The organism is Acinetobacter sp. TR11, from assembly GCF_027105035.1.
GTDB lineage: Bacteria > Pseudomonadota > Gammaproteobacteria > Pseudomonadales > Moraxellaceae > Acinetobacter.
Map to the genome: position 1 here is coordinate 538481 of NZ_CP114256.1, position 23330 is coordinate 561810.

At 39.7% G+C, this 23330-nt stretch carries 21 protein-coding genes; 11 read left to right on the forward strand and 10 right to left on the reverse strand.

Going from position 1 to position 23330, the window contains the following annotated elements:
- Positions 1-57 precede the first annotated feature (57 nt).
- Entirely contained in the window at positions 58-1116 is a 1059-nt protein-coding gene (rsgA, locus tag O1450_RS02595) for a ribosome small subunit-dependent GTPase A (protein ID WP_269229589.1), read from the reverse strand.
- 124 nt (positions 1117-1240) lie between these two features.
- Here rsgA and orn point away from each other — a divergent pair, with 124 nt between their 5' ends.
- Entirely contained in the window at positions 1241-1795 is a 555-nt protein-coding gene (orn, locus tag O1450_RS02600; RefSeq protein WP_269229590.1) for an oligoribonuclease, read from the forward strand.
- Between the two features lie 156 nt (positions 1796-1951).
- On the opposite strand, the gene O1450_RS02605 is transcribed toward orn, so the two are convergent.
- The gene (locus tag O1450_RS02605; RefSeq protein WP_269229591.1) at positions 1952-3151 is read right to left on the reverse strand and encodes an MFS transporter; all 1200 of its coding nucleotides are present in this window, start codon (positions 3149-3151) and stop codon (positions 1952-1954) included.
- Between the two features lie 20 nt (positions 3152-3171).
- Entirely contained in the window at positions 3172-3591 is a 420-nt protein-coding gene (locus O1450_RS02610) for a RidA family protein (RefSeq protein WP_269229592.1), read from the reverse strand.
- A 71-nt stretch (positions 3592-3662) separates the two neighbouring features.
- Between O1450_RS02610 and soxR the strand changes: the two genes are divergently transcribed.
- The 4 genes from soxR (at position 3663) to O1450_RS02630 (ending at position 7767) form a co-directional block, all read left to right on the forward strand.
- Entirely contained in the window at positions 3663-4136 is a 474-nt protein-coding gene (gene soxR, locus O1450_RS02615) for a redox-sensitive transcriptional activator SoxR (RefSeq protein WP_269229593.1), read from the forward strand.
- A 710-nt stretch (positions 4137-4846) separates the two neighbouring features.
- On the forward strand, positions 4847-5974 hold the full coding sequence (locus tag O1450_RS02620) for a Re/Si-specific NAD(P)(+) transhydrogenase subunit alpha (RefSeq protein ID WP_269229594.1): 1128 nt from the start codon (positions 4847-4849) through the stop codon (positions 5972-5974).
- A gap of 11 nt (positions 5975-5985) precedes the next feature.
- On the forward strand, positions 5986-6309 hold the full coding sequence (locus tag O1450_RS02625) for a proton-translocating transhydrogenase family protein (protein ID WP_004664154.1): 324 nt from the start codon (positions 5986-5988) through the stop codon (positions 6307-6309).
- Positions 6310-6312: 3 nt separating this feature from the next.
- Positions 6313-7767 (forward strand): NAD(P)(+) transhydrogenase (Re/Si-specific) subunit beta, encoded by a 1455-nt coding sequence (locus O1450_RS02630; protein WP_269229595.1) that lies wholly within the window; start codon positions 6313-6315, stop codon positions 7765-7767.
- Between the two features lie 59 nt (positions 7768-7826).
- Here the strand turns inward: O1450_RS02630 and O1450_RS02635 are convergent, their stop codons facing one another.
- Both O1450_RS02635 and O1450_RS02640 read right to left on the reverse strand, forming a co-directional pair.
- The gene (locus tag O1450_RS02635; protein ID WP_269229596.1) at positions 7827-8648 is read right to left on the reverse strand and encodes an SDR family NAD(P)-dependent oxidoreductase; all 822 of its coding nucleotides are present in this window, start codon (positions 8646-8648) and stop codon (positions 7827-7829) included.
- 202 nt (positions 8649-8850) lie between these two features.
- Positions 8851-9546 carry an IS1 family transposase gene (locus O1450_RS02640; RefSeq protein ID WP_269228537.1) on the reverse strand — a complete coding sequence of 232 codons (696 nt, stop codon included), beginning with the start codon at positions 9544-9546 and terminating at the stop codon, positions 8851-8853.
- Positions 9547-9722: 176 nt separating this feature from the next.
- On the opposite strand from O1450_RS02640, the gene O1450_RS02645 reads away from it, so the two are divergent.
- A complete protein-coding gene (locus O1450_RS02645; RefSeq protein WP_269229597.1) occupies positions 9723-11045 on the forward strand; it encodes an ammonium transporter in 1323 nt (440 codons plus the stop codon).
- Positions 11046-11057: 12 nt separating this feature from the next.
- A complete protein-coding gene (locus O1450_RS02650) occupies positions 11058-11672 on the forward strand; it encodes a hypothetical protein (protein WP_269229598.1) in 615 nt (204 codons plus the stop codon).
- A 39-nt stretch (positions 11673-11711) separates the two neighbouring features.
- On the opposite strand, the gene rsfS is transcribed toward O1450_RS02650, so the two are convergent.
- The 5 genes from rsfS to O1450_RS02675 all read right to left on the reverse strand — a co-directional run bounded on the left by rsfS (position 11712) and on the right by O1450_RS02675 (position 17570).
- Positions 11712-12110 carry a ribosome silencing factor gene (gene rsfS, locus O1450_RS02655; RefSeq protein ID WP_004664160.1) on the reverse strand — a complete coding sequence of 133 codons (399 nt, stop codon included), beginning with the start codon at positions 12108-12110 and terminating at the stop codon, positions 11712-11714.
- Positions 12111-12191: 81 nt separating this feature from the next.
- Positions 12192-12986, reverse strand: a complete 795-nt coding sequence (locus O1450_RS02660) for a hydroxypyruvate isomerase family protein (protein WP_269229599.1) — start codon at positions 12984-12986, stop codon at positions 12192-12194.
- A 23-nt stretch (positions 12987-13009) separates the two neighbouring features.
- Positions 13010-13876 (reverse strand): NAD(P)-dependent oxidoreductase, encoded by an 867-nt coding sequence (locus O1450_RS02665; RefSeq protein WP_269229600.1) that lies wholly within the window; start codon positions 13874-13876, stop codon positions 13010-13012.
- Between the two features lie 18 nt (positions 13877-13894).
- Positions 13895-14683, reverse strand: a complete 789-nt coding sequence (locus O1450_RS02670; RefSeq protein WP_269229601.1) for a crotonase/enoyl-CoA hydratase family protein — start codon at positions 14681-14683, stop codon at positions 13895-13897.
- A gap of 76 nt (positions 14684-14759) precedes the next feature.
- Positions 14760-17570 carry a GacS-like sensor histidine kinase gene (locus tag O1450_RS02675; protein ID WP_269229602.1) on the reverse strand — a complete coding sequence of 937 codons (2811 nt, stop codon included), beginning with the start codon at positions 17568-17570 and terminating at the stop codon, positions 14760-14762.
- A 149-nt stretch (positions 17571-17719) separates the two neighbouring features.
- Here O1450_RS02675 and cysM point away from each other — a divergent pair, with 149 nt between their 5' ends.
- From cysM to O1450_RS02695, 4 genes are all read left to right on the forward strand, one after another.
- On the forward strand, positions 17720-18643 hold the full coding sequence (gene cysM, locus O1450_RS02680) for a cysteine synthase CysM (protein WP_269229603.1): 924 nt from the start codon (positions 17720-17722) through the stop codon (positions 18641-18643).
- A gap of 84 nt (positions 18644-18727) precedes the next feature.
- On the forward strand, positions 18728-19549 hold the full coding sequence (locus O1450_RS02685) for a 3'-5' exonuclease (protein ID WP_269229604.1): 822 nt from the start codon (positions 18728-18730) through the stop codon (positions 19547-19549).
- 9 nt (positions 19550-19558) lie between these two features.
- A complete protein-coding gene (gene rlmD, locus O1450_RS02690; protein ID WP_269229605.1) occupies positions 19559-20968 on the forward strand; it encodes a 23S rRNA (uracil(1939)-C(5))-methyltransferase RlmD in 1410 nt (469 codons plus the stop codon).
- Positions 20969-20999: 31 nt separating this feature from the next.
- A complete protein-coding gene (locus tag O1450_RS02695; RefSeq protein ID WP_269229606.1) occupies positions 21000-23306 on the forward strand; it encodes a RelA/SpoT family protein in 2307 nt (768 codons plus the stop codon).
- The last annotated feature ends 24 nt before the right edge of the window (positions 23307-23330 follow it).

The following is a 23330-nucleotide window of genomic DNA, read 5'->3' on the forward strand; positions in this document are numbered from 1 at the left end:
ATAACTTATCTCTATGGTGATCAAAAATGTTAGTTCAAGGGCAGAACTAGAAGAAAACTAACTTTTTTGCTGCGCTTCTTGAATCTCGTCAATAAGGCGTAGGTAACTGTCTAAACGACGTTGCAAAATTTCGCCTGCATCAACCGCTTGTTTTAGGGCACAATTTTTCTCATGAGTATGGGTGCAGTTACGGAACTGACACAGCCCTAAATGGGCTTCGATGTCTGGAAAACCTGTACGTACCTTTTCTAAACTGAGATGCCATAGCCCAAATTCTCGAATTCCAGGAGAATCAATTAACGCACCGTTTGTTCCAAATTTAATCAAACGCGTTGAGGTGGTGGTGTGCTGACCAAGTGCTGAATTTTCGGAAATCACATTGGTTTTCTGTGCGGCATCTGGAACGATAGTATTGATGAGCGAGCTTTTACCGACACCAGACTGTCCAACGAAAGCCACCGTCTCATTATCCAAACGTGTAGATAACTCAGATAGATCGCCACGAGAATGACAAATCAGGGTTTCATAACCCAAAGTTTCATACTCACTGAGCATCGTCAGAATAGGATCATTGTCAGTCAGTAAATCTGATTTGTTGAGTACCAATAACGCGGGAATGTTGGCATCGGCACAGGCCACTAGATAACGGTCAATCAATGTTGGAGCGGGTTCTGGTAACGGCGCAAATACAATCACAATCAGACTAATATTTGCCGCAACCGGTTTAACTTTATGATAACGATCTGGTCGAGTGAGCAATGATTGTCTTGGATAAATCGCAGTAATAATACCCAAGCCCGTATTCGGATCTGCTTGCCACCTGACTCGATCACCTGTCACCAAGAGTTCTAAATTAGTACGAGTATGACAGCGCCAAATGCTGTCTAATTCGATTGGTTTCCAGAACGGTTCTGGCTCACCTTCAGCGACCTGTGGTTTTTCAGGATGCTGTTCAGGCACAGATAAAGCTTGTACTTCGAGTTGACGACCATAATGCTGAACAACTAGTCCATCTAAATCTTGCGATGTATCAATGTCGTCTTGACGTGATTTGTGTTGTTTCTCAATACGACGCTGTTGTTGTTCAGTTAAACGACGCTTACGAATTAAAGCCATTCATGTCCCAAAAAATCCACACTTTGAAGACCGCAAAAATAGCATGAAGCCACTATAGAATTACAGCCAAGATGTAATTAATTTGCTACTATTGATGTTTTTAAGCCCTTTAGAATCGCTATTTATGAGCAGCACCCCAGATACACGATTAATTTGGATTGACCTTGAAATGACGGGTCTTGATACTGATAACGACAAGATTATTGAAATTGCAACAATTATTACAGACGACAACCTTAATATTTTAGCTGAAGGACCTGTTTTAGCTGTCCATCAATCAGATATCATTTTGAATGCAATGGATGAGTGGAATACCAAGCAACATGGCCAATCTGGTCTGATTGAGCGTGTACGCCGTAGTAAACTCAATGCTCAGGATGTAGAGCAGCAAACACTTGAGTTCTTAAAAAAGTGGGTCAATCCAAAATCATCACCAATGTGTGGTAACTCAATTTGCCAAGACCGCCGGTTCTTACATCGCTTGATGCCTGAGTTGGAACAATTTTTCCATTACCGTAATTTAGACGTGTCTTCTGTGAAAGAGTTGGCGAAACGCTGGAGACCTGAAATTATGAGTGGTTTAAAGAAAAATGCTTCACATCTGGCAATGGATGACATTCGTGACTCGATTGCCGAATTAAAATATTACCGTGAATACTTTTTTATTATGAATCATTAAAAGTCATTGATTCTCAAAAGTAGTTAGCTGTGATATTGGCTAATAAAATGGTAACCCCAAAATAATGAGCATTAAACTGATTGTTTTGGGGTGCGTTTTTGATGCTCAAAGATATTGTTAGTATGCATTGATTGATAAGTGATTTTAGTTGGAAGCCTAGCAATTATTTGCAGTATTTTCATTTTTATAAATTAAGTAATTATCCAATAAACTAAAAAGCATACAGGCAAAAACAAGACTCATTCCAGCGATGCACGTCATTGTCCAACCACCATGATTCCATGAAAAAATCCCAAGTGCAGAGCCACAAGCACCGCCTGTAAAATACGCCGTCATATATATGGCATTAATTCGAGATTTTGCATCAGGTCGTAAACGGAAAATAATACTTTGATTACTGGTATGGACAAGTGCTAAAGCCAATTGGATAACGGCAAATCCAAGAATGTAGCTGAATAGAAAAGTTTGTCCAAAATAGAAACAAATCCAACTGATGATGAACAAGCCACAACCGATCCAAGTTAATTGTTTGGTATAACCTTGGTCAGCGTAGCGACCTATATATTGAGTTGATAATGCGCCGAAAATACCGACAAGGCTAACCATTCCAATCACAAGGTCAGGAAGGTGATGTGCTGCTGTGAGCAATAACGCAATCGTTGAATACAAAATACTGACTGCTGCAAATGCAAAAGCACCTGTCAATGCACGTAATAGCAAACGTTTTTCTTGTTTTAATAATTCAGCCATAGAGACAAAAATTTGTCTGTAATCCATTTTGATTCGCATAACATATGGGAGTCGACTTTTGAGTGCATAAGCCAAAATCAACATTAAAATACCACTCACGACATAAATGACTTTCCAATGAAACAAATTTGAAAACAGCCCTGCAAGACTTGTGGAAAGTAAAATACCAACCAATAAACCACTCATGAGAAAGCCAACAACTTCACCTGTTTTTTCTGGTTCAACAGTCATGGTTGCGAGTGGAATTAAAACTTGAGCGGCGACAGAAAATAGTCCAACTAAAATTGTACCAATCCAAAGCATTGGTAGATTCACAGAGAAAGCACAAATAAATAGGCCTACCGCACATAATGCCATTAAGAGCGGAATAAATTTGGTCTTATTAACGACATCGCCCATTGGAACAATAAAGAGCAAGCCGAGCGCGTAAGAAACCTGAGCAAAAGTTACAGTCAGAGCTGCTTGCCCTTCTGTAACCGCAAAAAATTGCTGAATGGAGTGAATTAAGGGTTGGCTATAATAGTTTGCACCTGCACATAAACCACATGCTGCTGCCATAAACCAGAGTAAGGCTTTATTTTGACTAATATTTTGGGTGTTTGACATAATATTCTCTTCTCTGGTTCTTAGGCAGTATACGCAGTCGCTTCGATTTCAATTTGCATTTCTGGTAATGCTAAGCCTGTGACTGGAATAAGTGTACAAACTGGGAATTCATGAGTTTTCCAAAGATCCACTATTGTTTTAATCACCAGTTGATGTTTCGGAGCGTCATGATCAACAATCAGAACACGTAACACGGCAATATCTGAAAGCGTTGCTTGAACTGAGGCTAAAGCCTGTTGAATATTATAGAAGACTTGTTGTACCTGTTGGTCAAAAAAAGGTGAAAGTTCACCATTTTTATTTTCTCCACCTTGCCCCGCGAGATGAATAATTCGCATATTCGGTTTCACAACAGCAATATGACTATATCCATTGCTTTTAGGATGATAGAGCGCTTCAGGATTAATTATTTGAAAGGCCTGAGTATTTATTTTATTCATTACGGTACATCTTTATAAAATCTGATATGTGCTAGTATCAAAGCTCAAGTTAACTAGAGGTCAAGAAAATTTTGAAGCAATATTCGCCAGAAACATGGCTTAGCATAGGAGAACTTGCAAAACGTAGCGGCGTAAGTGTTCCAACGATTCGTTTTTATGAAGAAAAAGATCTGATTTGGAGTACTAGAACGGAGGGGAATCAGCGTAGGTATCAGCGTGCGATGCTTAGGCGAATTGCAATTATAAAAGCAGCTCAACAGGTTGGGATCAGTTTAAAACAAATAAAACAAACGCTGAGTATCTTACCAAAGCAACAAGTGGCTACGAAAAAAGATTGGCAAATCATGTCACAAGAGTGGCAGGGGCAATTGGATCAGCAAATCATGATGTTGTTGCAGTTACGTCAACAATTGGATCAATGTATCGGTTGTGGTTGTTTGTCTTTGGAACAATGTCCTTTGCGAAATCCTGAAGATTGTCTTGCTGAGGATGCTATGGGTGCACATTTTCAAGAAATTTTATTTTTGTTGAATCAAAAAAAATGAGGCAGAAATTTAAAAGATGATTTTATTGCACTAATTTTGTGCAATTTTTGAGATTTGATTAGACAAAATCATACAAATATCACTTGAAAAAATGCCATTTAAAAATTTTACATTTATTTTTGATAATTATCTTCATTGATCGCTATTCGCATCTTTGGATCATTTTGAATGATTTGCTTAGTCTTTACTAATCGATGATTTTATCTGTAAAAATTTGATCGAAGTCGCTCTAAAAACGCTATAAATGTTCTAAGAAGCCAATCCCACCGATTAATTGCATGATTATGATGCAGATTCGGATGATTTATAAATCACAATACGTTCAATATCTAAACCAGATAAGTAATTTGTATTGATTATGAGTTATTGATGCAACAAAGCCCTGATTTGTTATTTGTACCTTACTTTTTTATCAGTAGTTGATGACTGAAAAAGACAGTGAGCTGGTGAGTTTGTCTAAATAATCAGACTTACTCATATAGTATATAAAGATAAAGTGTTTTTACTTATAAGCAGGCAAACATGCTGATTATACAAGTTGTAAACATTAATCTGAATCATCAGTTCAAAATATAGGTATTTATTAAATAAATATTGGGTGGAATTTTAAAAAAGTTCCATTAGAATCCAAAATTCAACAAAGAATACTCCTGGGGGAAACATTGCGACTCGCGATGTTTACTTAAGAAAAACTAGCTTGAGGAACGCTCATGCAGATCGGAATCCCAACCGAAACTGTTGCAGGTGAAAGTCGTGTAGCGGCAACACCAGAAACAGTTAAGAAGTTGATTAACGCAGGTCATAGCATTGTCATTCAACGTGGCGCTGGTGTTAAAGCAGCCTATATTGACAGTGCTTATGAACAAGTTGGCGCAACTATTACGGACGATGCTTATACAGGCAGCCAAATTATTTTGAAGGTACGTGCTCCTAGCGGTGACGAAATTCAAAAACTTGCGGCGAATACAACTGTAATAGCTATGTTTGACCCTTACCGCAATCCAGAATTAGACCAGTTTGCTACTCAGCAAGTGTCTGCTTTTGCTTTAGAGTTACTTCCTCGTACGCTTTCACGCGCACAAAACATGGACGTACTTTCTTCTCAAGCAAACTTAGCGGGTTATAAATCTGTATTGTTAGCTGCGGCTGAATATCAACGTATGTTCCCAATGTTAATGACTGCTGCGGGTACCGTAAAACCTGCGCGTGTCGTGATCATGGGTGTTGGTGTTGCTGGTCTTCAAGCGATTGCGACTGCAAAACGTTTAGGTGCAGTTGTAGAAGCAACTGACTTACGTCCAACTGCTAAAGAACAAGTTGAGTCTTTAGGTGGTAAATGGTTAGACGTACCAATGTCAGACGAAGAAAAACAACGTGCTGCTGAAGCTGCGAAAAGCGGTTATGGTTGGCAGCCGGGTGAGCAATACATCAAAGATCAAGCTACGATTGTAGATAAAGCGGTATCAAATGCTGACATCGTAATCACGACTGCATTGATTCCGGGTCGTAATGCTCCGCGTCTGATCAAAGCTGAAACTGTTGCCAAAATGAAGCCGGGCTCTGTCATTTTAGATATGGCAGTTGAAACGGGTGGTAACGTTGAAGGTTCTAAAGAAGGCGAAACAGTTGTTACTGAAAATGGTGTGAAAATTTTGGGTATTCCAAACATTCCAGGCACAGTTGCAACAGAAGCATCTGCATTGTATGCACGTAACGTTTTCAACTTCCTTGAAACATTATTCGACAAAGACAAAAACTTTGCGATTAATCCAGAAGAAGAAATCCAAAAAGCGTTACTCGTGACTCATGGCGGTCAAGTACTGCTCAAGCGCGGTTAAGGAGAGTTCTCATGGTTGAAACGATTACAATTTTCGTCCTTGCCATCTTTGTAGGTTATTACGTGGTGTGGGGTGTAACGCCAGCGTTACATACACCATTAATGGCAGTAACGAATGCGTTGTCTTCAATTATTGTGGTTGGAGCGATGATCCAGACTGTAGGTATGCCTGCAATTGGTGTTGATGCCAATGTAGCATTCCAAAGTGTAAATGTTGTAAGCATCTTAGGTGCTGTTGCTGTGTTCTTGGCAAGTATCAACATTTTTGGTGGCTTTGCTGTAACTGCTCGTATGCTTGAAATGTTCAAGCCGAAGCAAAAGAAAAAAGAGGGCTAAGCAATGGAATTTATTCGAGACTATGCGGATTGGTTCTACCTGATTGGTGCTGTCCTCTTTATCTTAACTTTACGTGGCTTGTCTGGCCCTAAGACTGCAATTGCAGGTAACCGCTACGGTATGATCGCAATGGCGATTGCTGTAGTAACAACCTTCTTTGTTGCTGAGCATCCAGTAGTTTGGATGATTGGCGGTGCAATGGTATTGGGTGCTGTTGTTGGTATCGCACGTGCGAAAACAGTTCCAATGACGCAAATGCCTGAGACGGTTGCATTGATGCACTCTCTCGTCGGTTTGGCTGCGGTATTAATTGCGATTGCTGCGATCCTGCACAACAACCAACTCAATGTATTGTTTGAACAAAATGAAGCTGCTTTAACTGCTGCTGGTGTTCAACACGCACATATGAGTGCAGTTCATTTATTCGAATTGTTTGTTGGCTGTTTCGTTGGTGCGATTACATTTACTGCGTCTGTATTTGCTTACGGTAAATTGGCTGCGAAGAAATGGGCGAAAACAATTTCTGGTGCATGGGTTAAACCAGTTCAAGCAACAATCTTTATTGCGATGCTTGCATGTGGTTTCTACTTCTTCACTACGGGTAACATGACTGCATTCTGGGCAATGACAGCACTTGCACTTGCATTTGGCTGGGTATGGATTGCGCCAGTCGGTGGTGGTGATATGCCAGTTGTAGTATCACTCTTGAACTCATTCTCTGGTTGGGCTGCGGCAGGTATTGGTTTCACACTTGAAAACAATATGTTGATCGTTGCGGGTTCGCTTGTAGGTTCTTCTGGTGCGATTCTTTCTTACATCATGTGTAAGGCGATGAACCGTTCAATCATCAACGTCTTGTTTGGTGGTGCGATGGGTGGTGCAGCAGTTGCATCAGCAGATAAAGGTGAGCAAGTTCAACGTAACCACCGTTCTGGTTCAGCAGATGACGCAGGCTTCCTGATGTCAAATGCAGACAGCGTTGTGATTGTACCAGGTTATGGTATGGCACAAGGTCGTGCACAGAATGCGGTTAAAGAGTTGTGTGAAATCTTGAAAGAGCAGGGCGTAAAAGTTCGCTTTGCGATTCACCCAGTTGCTGGTCGTATGCCTGGTCACATGAACGTATTGTTAGCTGAAGCAGATGTTGCTTATGAAGACATCTTGGAAATGGATGAGATCAACTCAGACTTTCCTGCAACAGACGTGGTACTGGTCATTGGTGCAAACGACGTTGTGAACCCTGCTGCGAAAGACGATCCGACTTCACCGATTTATGGTATGCCGATTCTTGAAGCACATAAAGCACGTACCATCATGGTGATCAAACGTTCTATGGCAACAGGTTATGCTGGCTTAGACAATGACTTGTTCTATAACGAAAAAACTATGATGATCTTCGGTGATGCCAAGAAAGTTGTGGAAGATATGACGAAAGCAATCAATGGTGGTGGTCACTAATCTGACCTCATTAAGATTATAAAAGCCACCCTTGGGTGGCTTTTTTATTTGCGATTTAATTAAAGATATTTTTCTACAAGATCCATAGATTGAGTATAAAGATCGCGCGCAAGCTGTTGGTTTTTAGCATGTGGTGATTTCCAATCTGGCATATGAGCACTGACATATTCTCCATTACGCTTTGCCCACTCATCTCCAGTCGCCATTTGTGTAATCAACTTTGCAGGAACAGAAGTGGGTACTAAACCTAATTTCATGACTTCATAAACAGGCTTTGGTAAATCACGATAAATATCCGAAGCCACACCGCCTGGATGTAAAGCATTATTGGTAATTGTACTGTTTGCCATTTTTTCAGCCAGTGCATTGCTGAATAATAGATTCGCTAATTTAGATTGACCATAATAAAACAGTGGATTATAAAAACCCTCAGCACGAAATTTATTTGGTTTGATTGAACCCGCCCAATGCGCAATTGAAGCAAGGTGTACGATTCGGGCTTTAGGTGCTTTTTCTAGAACTGGGAGTAATTTTTGAGTTAAAAGAAAATGTCCTAAATAATTCACTCCAAATTGTTGTTCAAATCCATCAGCGGTGAGTTGCTTGGTTTTGGCAAAAAGACCAGCATTGTTAATTAAAACATCTAGATTGCCATATTGATCAGCGATTTGATCTGCCGCTTTTCGGGTTTGTTCAAGACTATTTAAATCAAGTGAAACTAAGTCTACTTGTGCTTGATCAAGTTTCCGTAATTTTTCTTGTGCAACTTGTGCTTTTTGAGGATTGCGGCAGGCAAGAATGACATGCTGTCCTTGTTTGACCAATTGCTCCGCTGTAGCAAAGCCAATTCCTGTATTTGCACCTGTAATCAAGACCTTCATGTGTTACTCCTGTGATACCTTTTATTAACCGAGTTCTAAGGTGGTGTTATAGTGTGTTAAATTTGACAATTTGTCATGTCAATTTTTTAAAATTACCAATAGCTCATCTTTGTACTTTGAGTAAAAAACTTTAATCATCAATATGAATGTTAAATCGCTTTTTGGTGGTGTTTCAAAATGTATGCTGATCATTTTAACATCACTATACAAAACCGTGGTTAATGTAAAAGAATCCAAGATTAAAAGCTTTTACATGATTCAATACCTTCTTCGAAAAACAGCATGTTCTTCTTACTGCTCGCCTTATGCGGTGTCTTAATCGGCAGTTGTTTCCTTCTATCCCGACTGTATAATATTTCCCTTCTTGGTCCGGCTTAAAAATTTTGATGAAACTTTCCCAATGATCACTCGATATACAATCATAAGTAATACCCAGTTCTTCTAAACGGTTTTTTAGCCTTTGTGCTGTATGAGCATCTCTTCCTCCCCATACAAAAGCCACTATTTCTCCGCTACTTCTATCATAGACGTACTGTAGCCAATGCTTATCTTTCTTGTTGCCTACAAATGTCCAAAATTCATCAACTTCCAAGCATTTATAATGAGTTCTTTGAGGAATTATTTCATGATTTGATTGTGTAAGCGTTTTAAGTATCTTGCCAATACTAAACCTCGTAATCTTTGCAATATCCCGAATGCCACAACATCGCACAAGCATAAGCAAAATCAATTTGACCGCTTTTGAATGACAGCCTAAATACGTCAAATTATGGTCACCCACAAACTGCCTATTACATTCTTTACAACGATAGTTTTGCTTACCATCGTGTTTAATGCCATTCTTCTTTATACTTGTACTCTGGCATCGAGGACAATGAAGTTCTATTTCGATTTTCACACATTTAAATATAGCTGAATTGTTCCTCGTTGCCTCCTTTTCTTATGAGCATACTTTTTAGAACACCACCCGCTTTTTATGATAGATAAATATAAACCAATAAATTTTTTGAATAAATAAAGTTTGTTTTGGCATTCTCTTTGCATTTAATTTCTTGTTCTTTTTAGGGGAATTATATGAAAAATATCGTATTGATTTTGCCATTTTTATTGTTTCTCTCTTCCGCTTCTTTTGCTGAAACTGCACCTAATATTCAAGAAATTCGCCTTTCCTTGGATAGCGTGTGGGTGGTTGTTGGTGGAATTTTAGTTTTCTTTATGCAAGCAGGATTTGCTTTAATTGAAAGTGGATCGGTTCGTAGTAAGAATACCGTTAATGTTCTTATGAAAAATTATATGGACACCTGTATAGGCGGTATCATTTTCTGGCTATTTGGTTTTGGTTTGATGTTCGGTTTAAATCAAACAGGCTGGATAGGGTGGGGATATTTTATGCCGAGTCAATTAGATGACTGGCATTGGAATTTATTGTTTTTCCAAATGATGTTTGCAGCAACAGCAACCACGATTGCAAGTGGTGCGATGGCGGAGCGAATACATTTTGTGGCCTATGTGGTGAGTGCCATCTTTGTCAGTGGTGTGATTTATCCGATATTTGGAAGTTGGGCTTGGGGGGGATTGTTTGGTGGAGATGGTTGGTTAAAAGCTCTGGGTTTTATTGATTTTGCAGGTTCAACAGTCGTGCATTCAATTGGTGGTTGGGTGGCACTGGCAGGCATTATCGTGTTAGGACCACGTTTAGGTCGTTTTGGTCGCAAAGGGCAAAGTCATTTTTTAGCAGGACATAACTTACCTCTCGTTGCATTAGGCGGCTTTATTTTGTGGTTTGCTTGGTTCGGTTTTAATGCCGCTTCAACCGTTGCAGCCAGTGTTAGTATTGGGCGTATTGTACTGAATACACATCTTGCTGCGTGTGCTGCAGCTTCAACTTACATGATTCTTGCACTGCTTCAATCAAAAGCAGTCTTGATGCGTCATACGATTAATGCTTCATTAGCAGGCCTAGTCGCAATTACGGCAGGATGTGCCACAATGTCACCGCCGTTTGCGATTATCACAGGGGCAATCGCGGGATTATTAATTACCTTTGTTCCACAATTTATAGAAAAGATGCAATTAGATGATGTTGTGGATGCAGTGACTGTTCATGGTGTTTGTGGTGCATGGGGGACATTAGCTGCAGGTATTTTCTTTGAAAAATCACTATTTAATTTAGATATTATTCTTGTTCAAGCCTTAGGTGTGGGGGCTGCATTAATTTGGGGATTTGGTGCATCTTTTATTATGTTTAAATTACTTGATAAGCTCTTAGGTGGTTTGCGAGTTTCACAACAACATGAACAACGTGGTTTAGACTACACAGAACATGCGGAGTTATCTTATCCTGAGTTTCAAAGAGATGTAACTTTTGAGACTGAAAATATCACTCATCGGCATTAAGGGGTGATCGCTATGGTAGAACTGACAATTGAACAAAAGAAGCAGGCAGTCACAAAAGGATTATCTCAATTTTTGCCAGATACCGTTTTGCAACGTGTTTTGCAGTATTGGGAAAGTGAATATGGACATCAGCCTTCTTTTGTATTAAACCGTTTTTTAAGTGAAATTTGTACAACACATGAGTTGCGGTTGCTCCGCAAAGACATGTTGCGTCAGGTCTTGCATGAAATATCGATTGTTGAAAAGCAGCAACATCTTGAGGTTAAAGAAGATCTAGAGGTGGTGATTGCGGAAGAAGAGCAGCCTGTAGATTTATTTCAAGCTTTTTATGATTTTATTATCACAATTTTAAAGTCAGTTCATCGGAATGATTATTTAGAGTTCGTAGATGAACTGGGGGTAAAAATGAAAAAGCATCGCTTATTGGCTGCTTATCGATTTATTGATGGTTCAGAAAAAAATTGTCTTAAGCAAATACCTCAAGCACTCTATGCGGAACTGATTACAATTTTTTATGCTATTTATTGTGATTTTTATGGGCCAAATAAAGCTGATCAGCTTTATGCGCAGATTAAGAATACAGTGAAGCAACAACATCCTGAAATTGATTTAAAACAGTTATTATGAATATAAAAAAGCGACCAATTTGGGTCGCTTTTTTGAGCATTACGCTACTGATTCTGGTGCACGCCATAAACTTTCTAAGTCATAGAACTTACGGGCGGTAGGTAGCATAACGTGTACAACAACGAACCCTAGATCAATTAGGATCCATTCAGCATCTCGTTCACCCTCAACACCAATTGGGCGAAAACCTGCTTTACGTGCTTCATCAGCAACATTGTCAGCAAGTGCTTTGACATGACGAGTAGATGTTCCGCTTGCAATCACAATTGCATCGGCAACATTGCTAATAGAACTTACATCAAGTTCTAGAATATCTTTGGCTTTTACATCAGTAAGGGCTTCATGTACAACTTTTAAACAAGCATGTACATCTTTGTTTGCTGTTTTGATTTTTAGGTCGTGAGAATTAGAAGCGCTGGGCGATGGTTCTAAATTCATAGAGGGTATATTTTCCTGACAATTACTCATCGTCAAATATACCGTTTTTCTCTATAAAATTCAAATTTCAGCAGTAACAGTTTATGTATTCACGTCATTGGAAAAGTACTTTTTTTTCCATGCAAAAGATTGATCTGATTGAGTTTTTGGTCGGTATTCTGCACCAATATAACCTTGATAGTCACTTTGACGTAACCAGTCAAAAATTTGCTTATAGGGAATATTTCCTGTGTCAGGTTCATGTCGATTTGGATAATCGGCGAATTGGATATGTCCAATTTGATGTAAATTTTCCTGTAATCCGGCCAAAATCTCTTCACCCATCATTGCCATATGGTAACAATCGTACTGCATTTTTAAAGCAGGATGGTTGACGACTTCCAGCATTTCTTGGGCTTGAGCGATATTCTGAACTAGAAAACGTGGCATATCTGTGCCATTAATCATTTCAAAAACGGGTTCAATACCTTGTTCAGTGAGCATGTGGCAAGCAAGTTTCAAATTGCTTGCTAAGGTATTTAAACAGGGTAAGAGGTCAGCATCTAGGGGTTGTTTGCCTGCCAGAATATTGACACGAGGAACATTGAGTGCATTTGCATATGTGATGGCTAACATGAGCGCATGATGAAATTCAATTTCTTTTCCAGGAATACCTGCTAGGCCATTACCGCCCTGCATTAAATCGCCAGCAGGCGCATTAATGAGGCAAAGGGAAAGATCATATTGTTCAAGTTGAGTTTGAATATCGATAACATCTAATTCATATGGAAACTGAATTTCAATATGTTGGAAGCCATGTGCATGAGCTAAAGCAAAACGCTCAATCAAAGGAACTTCTGTAAAAATCATCGATAAATTGACTGCAAGATGGCTCATATTCAAACTCCTCGAATCAATTATTATTGCTCTATATATTGAATGATAGTTGCTAAATCATTCTCAGAAAAGCCATTTTCTTGGTGAGCTTGTAACTGTAATAGAGCTTTTTGTGCGACAGGTATCTTTAAATTAAAACTCTGCGCAAGTTTTAATGCATTATTAAGGTCTTTTGATAAGGTTTGCACTTTCCATTGTACTGGCTCAAAAGTGTGTGTTGCCATACGGGGAGCAAGAATTTGGAAAGGTTTAGAGTCTGCAAAGCCACCTGCGAGTGCTGGGGCAAGTAAGCGAGTATCTACGCCTGCTTGGCTTGCTAATGCAACAGCTTCTGCGATCAATGTGCTATTTGCGGCAACAATTAATTGATTACAAATTTTGGTGGCTTGTCCAGCCCCTGTTTCACCCATACGGGTGACACGTTGGGATAAGACCTTATAAATAGGCTCGAGTGCTTGGATGGTGTGTTCATCGCCACCAGCAAAAATGACCAATGTACCTTGTTCTGCTCCGATAGTCCCACCTGAAACAGGCGAGTCAATCCAAGTCACTTGTTGCTGTTGGGCAGATTGCGCCAATTGTTGTGTCACGGTTACCGACAAGCTAGAAAAATCAACAATCACTTGCTCTGCTTTTAAATAGGGCTGGATTTGATCGAAAACGCTTTGAACAGCTTGATCATCCGCTAAACATATTAAAATAACAGGGTATTCCGCAATCTTGTTTAATTCTAATTGAGTTGCACCTTGTTGAATAAGTGCTTCACATGCATGTTGGCTTCGATTCCATACAGCTACAGTATAACCAGCTTGAAGAAGTCGAGAGGCCATACGTGTACCCATTAACCCCATACCTAAGAACGCGATAGGTGTTTGTTGATTAACATGCATGTGAATTTATCCTCGTGCTTATTTATATTGTCGTGGCAAGAATTGAATTTCTGGATTCTTATCTTTTTTACGTGCAAGGCTACTGTTTTTACCTAAAAGTAATTTAAGCTGCCACAATTTTTCTAAACGTAAAGCCTTTTCAGGTTGATGTTCCATTGCATCCAATACTCGTTTCGCTGCCATAATTGCATCTGGCGAGCGCTGTAAGATTTCTTGGGCGATCACGTTTGCTTTGGCTAATGGATCATGATCTAAATGTGTCACTAGACCAATTTCTTTAGCGTATTCTGCATCAAAGATACGCGCAGTCAGCGTTAATTCTTTGGCTAAATCAACGCCGATCAATCCTTTTAATGAGCGTGTTAAACCCATGTCAGGTACTAGGCCCCAACGGCTTTCCATAATCGACATTTGAGTGTTTGGTGTTGCAATACGAATGTCTGCTGCTAGCGCAAGTTGCATGCCTGCACCAAAGCAAAAACCTTCGATCGCTGCAATAACTGGAATAGGCAAATTTTGCCAAATTAAAAAAGCTTTTTGAAATAAGCTTTGTCCAGGTTTGATCAGTTCCCATGCCGCAAATGCTGTATTTTTTGGATTATTTAGATCTGATAAGTCGATACCAGCACTAAATACCTGTGCTTCACCCGTGAGGATGACACAACGAATTGAACGATCTTTCTCAATTTTTTTAGCTGTTGCAACCAATTCTTTTAATAATGCAAAACTCATTGCATTGCGTTTATCTGGTCGATTTAAGGAAACTGTTGCAATCCCATTGTTCTTTTCAACGCGTAAAAGTGCCATTTACCATACTCTTATTGTGTTTGATTGGGGCAGCATAACATGAGTCTTTAACCTGAAACATGACACCGCAGTCACATTAAATGTCATGGGTGTGTAAGATGAGATTTGCGGCTTGTCGCACCTGTTCAATGGCTGTATTTAATTCGTTAAAGCGATAATTTGTTTCCCGAATAAAGCCATCGTCTGCTTTACGTCGTTCTTTACGCAGGGTTGAAACGAATTGTTCAAATTCGCCAGAAACCTGTTGCAAATTCGGTGTTCCTACGTATCGAGTAGCGCCATATAGACGGTGCAATACATGTTCCAGTTGAGGGAAGTCTTCCATTTCAATCAATTGTTGCATTTCAGCAAGTTCAGTATCGAAACTATCTACCAACATATTCAATAGGTCTTGTGCTAGATCTTCTTTATTCGCTGCTAGTTGAACGCTTTGTTGCCAATTCAAAATTTGAGGATCAATGGTTTCAGTCGAACGTTTTTGTTCTGTATTTGCTGCTTGAGAAGAGAAATTGTTGTTCGTCCAGTGCGTTAAGATTTGAATGATTTGTTCCATTTGAATCGGTTTGGTTACGTAATCATTCATACCAACTTTGAGTAATTTTTGCTTCTCGTCTGCTAGAGCATGTGCCGTGAGTGCAATAATCGGAAGTTGCATGCCTGTATCTAAAGTTGACTCTAAGGAACGAATTGCTCGTGTGGTATCGATTCCTGACATCACTGGCATTTGGATGTCCATAAAGACTAAGTCAAATGGCGGTAATTTTTGTTGTATGCGTGCTTGAATGATATCAATCGCTTTCTGCCCACTGAGCGCTTTTGTAGTGGTGACGTTCAATTCACCGAGTAATGCTTCCAGTACAATCAAGTTAGGTAAATGATCGTCTACAGCAAGTATATGTAATCCTTGACCATTAAAGTTTTCTGGTTCTGGCTCAAAAATCGGTTGATTCCCTAACAGTTGCACCAGTTCTCGGCGACTCAATGGTTGATAGAGTGGGCGCGCACGATATTCATTCAGCATGTTCGGCTCAAGGCTCATTTGATAACCGTAAACGGCTAAGTTTCCTTGGTAACGCTGACGAATTTCTTTGAGTAGTGCTTCTGTATCACCACTATGGTCAACAATGAGCCATGTGTTTTCTTGCTGATTTAAATGATTCAGACGACTAAATAAATCCAAAATTGATTGTGTTTCGATATGTGAGACACGGTAGTTTTCTAAATATGAACGAAGCACGCTCGCTGTGGCAGGGTGAGCGAGGTAAGACACCACTTGTAAATGATCGAAATGTGGGTGCTCAACAAATTCATCTTGTTCATCTACTTTGAATGAAGCCGTAAACCAAAAGGTTGAACCTTTTTCTGTCGGGGCACGTTCTTGGTTGTCTTCAAAGCCAATTTGACCATGCATCAAATGAACAAGTTGTTTGGAAATCGCTAAGCCTAATCCCGTACCACCAAATTGACGAGTAACGGAAGCATCGCCTTGAGAGAATGATTCAAATAACTTTTTACGGTCAGTACCACTGAGACCAATACCACTATCTTGTACACTGAAATGTAAGAGACATTGTCCAATTTCATCATCTTCCATACGTACACGAACAATGATTTCACCATCTGGGGTAAATTTGATGGCATTGGAAATGAGGTTGGTCAGAATTTGTTTAAAGCGTAATGCATCACCAATCACATGTTGGGGAATATTTTCGGCATAGTAAAATGCCATATTGATATGTTTTTGCGCTGCGAGCGGAGAAAGCATATCCATCACATCAAAAATAGCTTCTTCCAAATCAAATGGCGCTGTTTCGAGCTCTAATTTACCCGCATCAATTTTAGAGAAATCAAGGACATCATTAATCAGTGCTAAAAGGTGAGCTGAAGATTTACGAATAGTTTGAAGATACAGGTTCTGTTCATTACTTAAGTTCTGCTGACGCAGTAAGAGGTGAATAAAACCGTCAATACTGTTGAGAGGTGTTCTAAGTTCATGGCTGATATTGGCTAAAAAGACTGATTTAGATTGATTCGATGAAATCGCTTGGTCACGTGCTTGACGATAAGTAATATTTTGGACTTCGAGTGTATCTAAAGTACGACGTAAATCCTCTTCGGTTTGTTCAGTATGCTCTTTCAACTCCAAGAAGCTAAAATGTAAACGTTTGACTACATTCGCAATATCACGCTGGAGTAAGCGTAACTCACCTGTACTGTTCACCACGATATGCTGATCAAGTGTATCTGCATTTAAGCGTTGCATTTGCATGCGAATTTCATAGAGTGGCGCAAGCCAAATTCTTGAAAATACGTTTAAACAGAGTAATAAAAGTAATAAGGTAATTAGTCCAGTCACGACCAGTGCCAATAGAATTTTATAGCGAGCTAACTCAAGTGGCTGATTGTCTAGTTCAATCATGAGCCAAATCGATTCGTTATGACCACCAGCCAATTTTGCACCATAGATGCTATTGTGGTTATGTGCGATTGGACCAAAAAAATTACTGTTATTCGGAAAAGTCGGCCAAAAACGATTATTTTGATAACCAACACTGAGATAGGTTTGCCCTTGATTATCAATAATGACAGCGCGTTGTAAGTTTTTCTCATCAAACATCTTTTGCATAATGTTTTGAGCGCGATCATATTGATCGGGGTGTTGTTGTACCAGTTGTAGTAATTTTTCTGCGGTTTGATGGTAGCGAGCTAAAATCGCAGAAGCATCTGAATATTGTTGTTGTTTTGCTGCACTGGTGGTTTCAGATAAAACCCATAAAATACCAACTCCTGTCAGTACGGCGATTGGCACTAAAATAAGTGCAATCAATTGTCCATAAGCATGATTGAGCCGTAAGCGTTTAGATAGGGTTTTATTGAAATTTGACATAGCGCGGTCAGATTTATCATTCTGCGAAACATCTTATCATGCTTTGCCGAAATCAGAGGTATTGGCTAGCCAATAAAAAGCATAGTGAAAAGGTGCAGTATTTCTGTTTTTTCCATACAATAGTCGCCACCTTAATATCGGTGTCGATCATGACGAATACGCAAACTGATTTTTTAGCAGATGAATTTTTACTAGACTATTATGTCGGTAAAAGCCCTTTAGTGCGTTTGCAACGTTTAGCAAGTCATACTCAAGCTACCGTATTAGCGAAATTAGAAGGTAATAATCCTGCTGGCTCAGTCAAAGATCGCCCTGCTTATAACATGATTGTTCAAGCAGAGAAGCGTGGACAAATTCAACCTGGTGATACTTTAATTGAAGCCACTAGTGGTAACACTGGCATTGCTTTAGCCATGGTTGCAGCCATGCGTGGTTATAAAATGAAGCTGATCATGCCAAATAACATGAGTCAGGAACGTAAAGATGCAATGTTGGCTTATGGTGCTGAGTTAATCGAAGTGACTCAACAGCAAGGTATGGAAGGCGCACGCGATTTAGCTTTAAAAATGCAGGCTGAGGGCAAAGGTTTTGTCCTCAATCAATTTGGTAATCCAGACAATGTAGAGGCGCATTACCTCACAACTGGACCAGAAATCTGGAAGCAAACGGGCGGAAAAATTACTCACTTTGTGAGTTCGATGGGGACGACAGGAACGATTATGGGGGTCTCTAAGTATTTAAAAGAACAGAACCCTGATATTCAAATTGTGGGCTTACAACCATCTGATGGTTCGAGCATTGCAGGGATTCGTCGTTGGCCAGAAGAATATCTTCCAACCATTTTTGATCGTCGTCGTGTGGATCGAATTATTGATATTCCACAAATCGAAGCAGAAAAAACCATGCGTAAGTTAGCACGCACTGAAGGTATTAGTGCAGGTACTTCTTCTGGTGGCGCAGTTTGGGCATCAATTAAAATTGCTGAAGAACATTCAGATGCTGTGATTGTCTGCATTATCTGTGACCGAGGTGATCGTTATTTGTCAACAGGGCTGTTTTCAGTTCAAGATTAAAATCTCCCCTAATCTCTCTGTTAAAAAGAGGGAGAACTCCCCTTTATAAAAGGTGGGTTGGAAGGGGTTTGAAGAGATTTCAAGATGAATTTACGTTTTCCAATTTTAGTTTTTGATATTGAGACACTAACCGATTTAAAGGCGGGTGCTCATCTTTATCATCTTGATTTACCTGAAGCCGATGTTGAACAAGCATTAACTAAGATTCGCCGTCAAGAATCTGGTATGGATTTTCAACGCCTACCTTTGCATGAAATTGTGTGTATTTCTGGTTTGTGGATTGATGAAAAAGGTGTTCGACTTTTTTCATTTAGTCAGGAGCAAAATACAGAAGCTGAGATGTTGACTAAATTTTTATCTATTTTTGATAAGAAGCAACCCACATTAATCAGTTGGAATGGTTCGCAATTTGATCTGCCAGTGATTTTATTTCGCGCCATGTATCATGGTTTGTCTGCGTCAAGTTTATTTGATCAGGGTGAAATTGATAACCAAAAGCGTTTCAATAACTATCAAAACCGTTATCACCATCGTCATGTCGATTTAATGGATGTGATGGCAATGTTTAATGGTCGAAATTTTCAAAAACTTGATGATGTTGCTTGCCTTTTAGGATTCCCTGGGAAACGTGGTGAGACTGGTTATCATGTGCCAGAGTATGTGCGTACTGAACAATGGTTAAAACTGACCAGTTATTGTGAAGGTGATGTTTTAAATACATGGTTGATCTATTTACGTTGGTTGTTGCTCAAAGGGCAGCTTAATCAACATGATCATCAGTATTGGCTTCAAACCACGATCGATTATTTACAAACTCAAACGCAACAAACAGAATTCTTACAGGTATGGCAACAAACATCGCAATATACTGTATTTACCGCAAATACGTTTGCGCCAAAAAATTAGGTTGATCTTTTGAAACATAAAGCGAAACAGCGCCCAGCTCAATATCCAACATATACCTTTCAAATCGAAGCTTTTTCTCATGAGGGGCGAGGGATTGCGCATTATGGAACGCATCCTGATCATCCAAAAGAAAAGCACGGTAAGAAGGTTTTTATTCGTTATGCGCTCGTGGGTGAAACGGTACAAGCCAAGATCACTAATCAAACTTCGCGTTTAGAAGAAGCGGATATGGTTAAGCTAGAAAGTGATGCGGCTGTGGGACGAGTCGATCCGATTTGTCCGCATTTTGGGGTCTGTGGTGGCTGTAGCTTGCAACATATTCATCCAGATGAACAGATTTTATTAAAACAGAATGTATTGAAGTCACATTTACAACATTTTGCTGGTTTACAACCAGAACAATGGTTAGATCCAATCCGATCTGAAAAAATAGATTATCGTCGTCGTGCTCGAGTGGGCGTTCGCTATATTGCGAAACAAAATCGTTTGGTGATGGGCTTTCGTGAACATCACAGTAATCATTTAACACCGATTCAGCAGTGTCACGTACTTGATCAGCGTTTGTCCGAAAGTTTGGTAGAGTTGAGAAAACTACTCGAAAGTCTAACAGGCAAAGCCCACATTGGTCATATAGAATTAGCAATGGGTGATACCGAGACAGCGTTACTGATTCGCCACTTGGATGAATTAAATGTGTCGGATGTCAACCAATTACGTCAATTTGCGTTACTAAAGGATTGGCAGTTGTATTTACAACCTAAAGGCGCAGATAGTTTACATCGTGTTGATGATGCTCAAGCACCGATGCGTTTGCACTATAGTCTGGATGAGTTTGCGGTTAAATTTGCATTTTCGCCTTTAGACTTTACTCAAGTAAATAGTGGTGTAAATGCAAAGATGATTCACTTGGCATGTGAATTGCTAGATTTACAGAAAGGGGAGAGAGTGCTCGACCTATTTTGTGGACTGGGTAATTTTTCCTTACCTTTAGCACGTTGTGTTGGTGAGACAGGTCAGGTCGTTGGTGTTGAAGCAAGTGATGAGATGGTACAACGGGCAACTGAAAATGCAAAAGCAAATCAATTGTCTCAGGCATTGTTCTTTTCACAAGATTTAACAAAAGACTTTTCGCATCATTCTTGGGCAAAACAGGGATTTGATGCATTATTAATTGATCCTCCACGATCAGGTGCGTTTGAAGTTATGCAATATGTACCTAATTTTGGAGCAAAAAGAATCGTTTATGTTTCATGTAATCCATCAACACTGGCAAGGGATGCGGGTGTACTGGCACAATATGGTTATCAACTTAAAAAGGCGGCAGTAATGGACATGTTTACCCATACTGAGCATGTTGAATCAATTGCCTTGTTTGAAAAAATTGAGCAATTTGAAAAGACCCAAGAGATAAACGATTAGAGAATGAGTTACATATCCAGAGGAGAATGGTATGGTCACAGTACGTGAGCAGTTACCTGGACGACTCCATGAGTTGTCAGAGGAAACGACTGTAGAACATGCCGCTGAAGCGCAAAGTGGTCTGGTCTCTTGGCTAGATCGAGTGCGTGATATTTTGGATGGGGCAGAGCTAAAGCAACTTCAAAAAGTTGCAGAGCTGACCTTGGCAAAAGAATTAGAAACCACGGTTCATCATCGTAGCAATACCTTTAGTACAGGTATTGGTATGGCTGATATTTTAGCGCATTTACATGTTGATGAAGACACATTGTCAGCGGCAGTGTTATATCGCAGTGTGCGCGAAGGCTTAATTACCTTAGAGGATATTCAACAACAGTTTGGTGGGCAAGTACTTGGTCTTGTACAGGGTACGCTTGCGATGGGTAAGCTCTCTGAATTGATTGAAAAAAATAAACGTTTAGAAGATCATTTCAATAATAATCAACGTGAGCACTTAAACGGCATTTATAAAATGCTGATTTCGGTGACAGAAGATGTACGTGTCGTTTTAATCAAACTGGCTGAACGTACTTATGCCTTGCGTGAATTGGCAACGGCGAGTAAAGAACGTCAAGAGCGTGTTGCACGTGAGATTTTAACGATCTATTCACCACTTGCACATCGCTTAGGTATAGCACAGCTTAAATGGGAGCTAGAAGATCTTGCTTTCCGTTATTTAGCACCAGAACGCTATAAAGAAATCGCATCGTTACTGAATGAAAAACGTTTAGAGCGTGAGCAGTATATTCAATTTGTCATTGATAAATTAAAGACTGAACTAGGTACGCATCATATCCAAGCTGAAATCACTGGGCGAGTGAAGCACATTTATTCGATTTATCGAAAAATGAAAAGCAAAAACCTGAGTTTCGATCAGCTTTACGATATTCGTGCGGTACGTGTATTGGTAAAAAGTGTACCTGATTGTTATCACGCTTTAGGCATTGTGCATCAATTATGGCGGCATATTCCCAACCAGTTTGATGACTATGTCACCAATCCAAAGGCAAATGGTTATCGCTCATTACATACTGCTGTGATTGCAGAAAATAAATCTTTAGAAGTGCAAATTCGTACCTTTGAAATGCACAATGAGGCTGAGTTAGGTGTTTGTTCGCACTTCAATTATAAAGAAGGCGCAAAAAATACCGATCATTCATTTAACCATCGTTTGCATTCTTTACGTGCCGTACTTGAGCATTATCAAGAGCGTACTGAAACGACACCACATGGCGAAGATGAAGAGTCAAATGGCATAGATCAAATTCAAGATTTTGAGAATTTTGAAAAGATTTATGTATTTAGTCGTGATGGTGATATTAAGGAATTACCACGAGGTTCAACCGTTTTAGATTTCGCCTATCATGTGCATACTGAAGTTGGAAACAAGTGCTATGCAGCACGTGTCAATCAGCGCTATGTGCCATTAACCTATACCTTGAAAACAGGTGAGCAGGTTGAAATCTTAACCAAGAAAGACCGCGAACCTAACCGTGATTGGTTGGTCAATTCTTTAGGTTATATCAAAACGGCGCGTGCGCGTGACAAGTTACGCCATTGGTTTAGACAACAAGATCGCAGTAAAAACGTTGAAGTTGGACGTGAGTTACTGAATAAAGAATTATCTCGTTTAGCCATTCATCCAAAGAGTATTGATTTAAAAGATTATTCATCTCATTTCAACCTGAAAGCGGGTGATGATATTTTAGTGGCTTTGGTGAGTGGTGATATCAGCCTTCATGCCTTGATGAATCAAGTCAATCGTCAGATGCACTTGGATCAAGATGAGCCTGAACTGGTTTTAAAACCTGCGTTAAATCCTCGTGCGAGCCATACGCTCTCAGCACACGGGATTTTGATTGATGGTTTGGATAATGTTGAGCTGCATATTGCGCAATGTTGTCAACCTGTGCATGGTGAGTCGATTGGTGGTTATATCACTTTAAACCGTGGTGTCAGTATCCATAAGATCGCTTGTCCAGATTATTTACGCATGACGACACAAGAGCCTGAGCGTGCTGTTGAAGCAGATTGGGAAATGCAACCAACTCGTGGTCAGAGCGTGCAAATCGTGGTTGAAGCTTATGATCGCCGTGGTCTACTTAAAGACCTCACCCAAGTGATTTTCTCAGACCAAATCAATATTCGTCAGGTCAATACCATTTCTGAGGCAGATGGTATTGCCAATATGAAATTATTGATTGAAGTCAAAGGTTTGGCACAACTGTCTCGTTTATTGGCTCGTTTAGAGCAGCAACCCGGGATTATCAGCGCACGACGTTTAGTTCAGGGAAGTTAGAACATAAAATAAAAAAGCTGCATT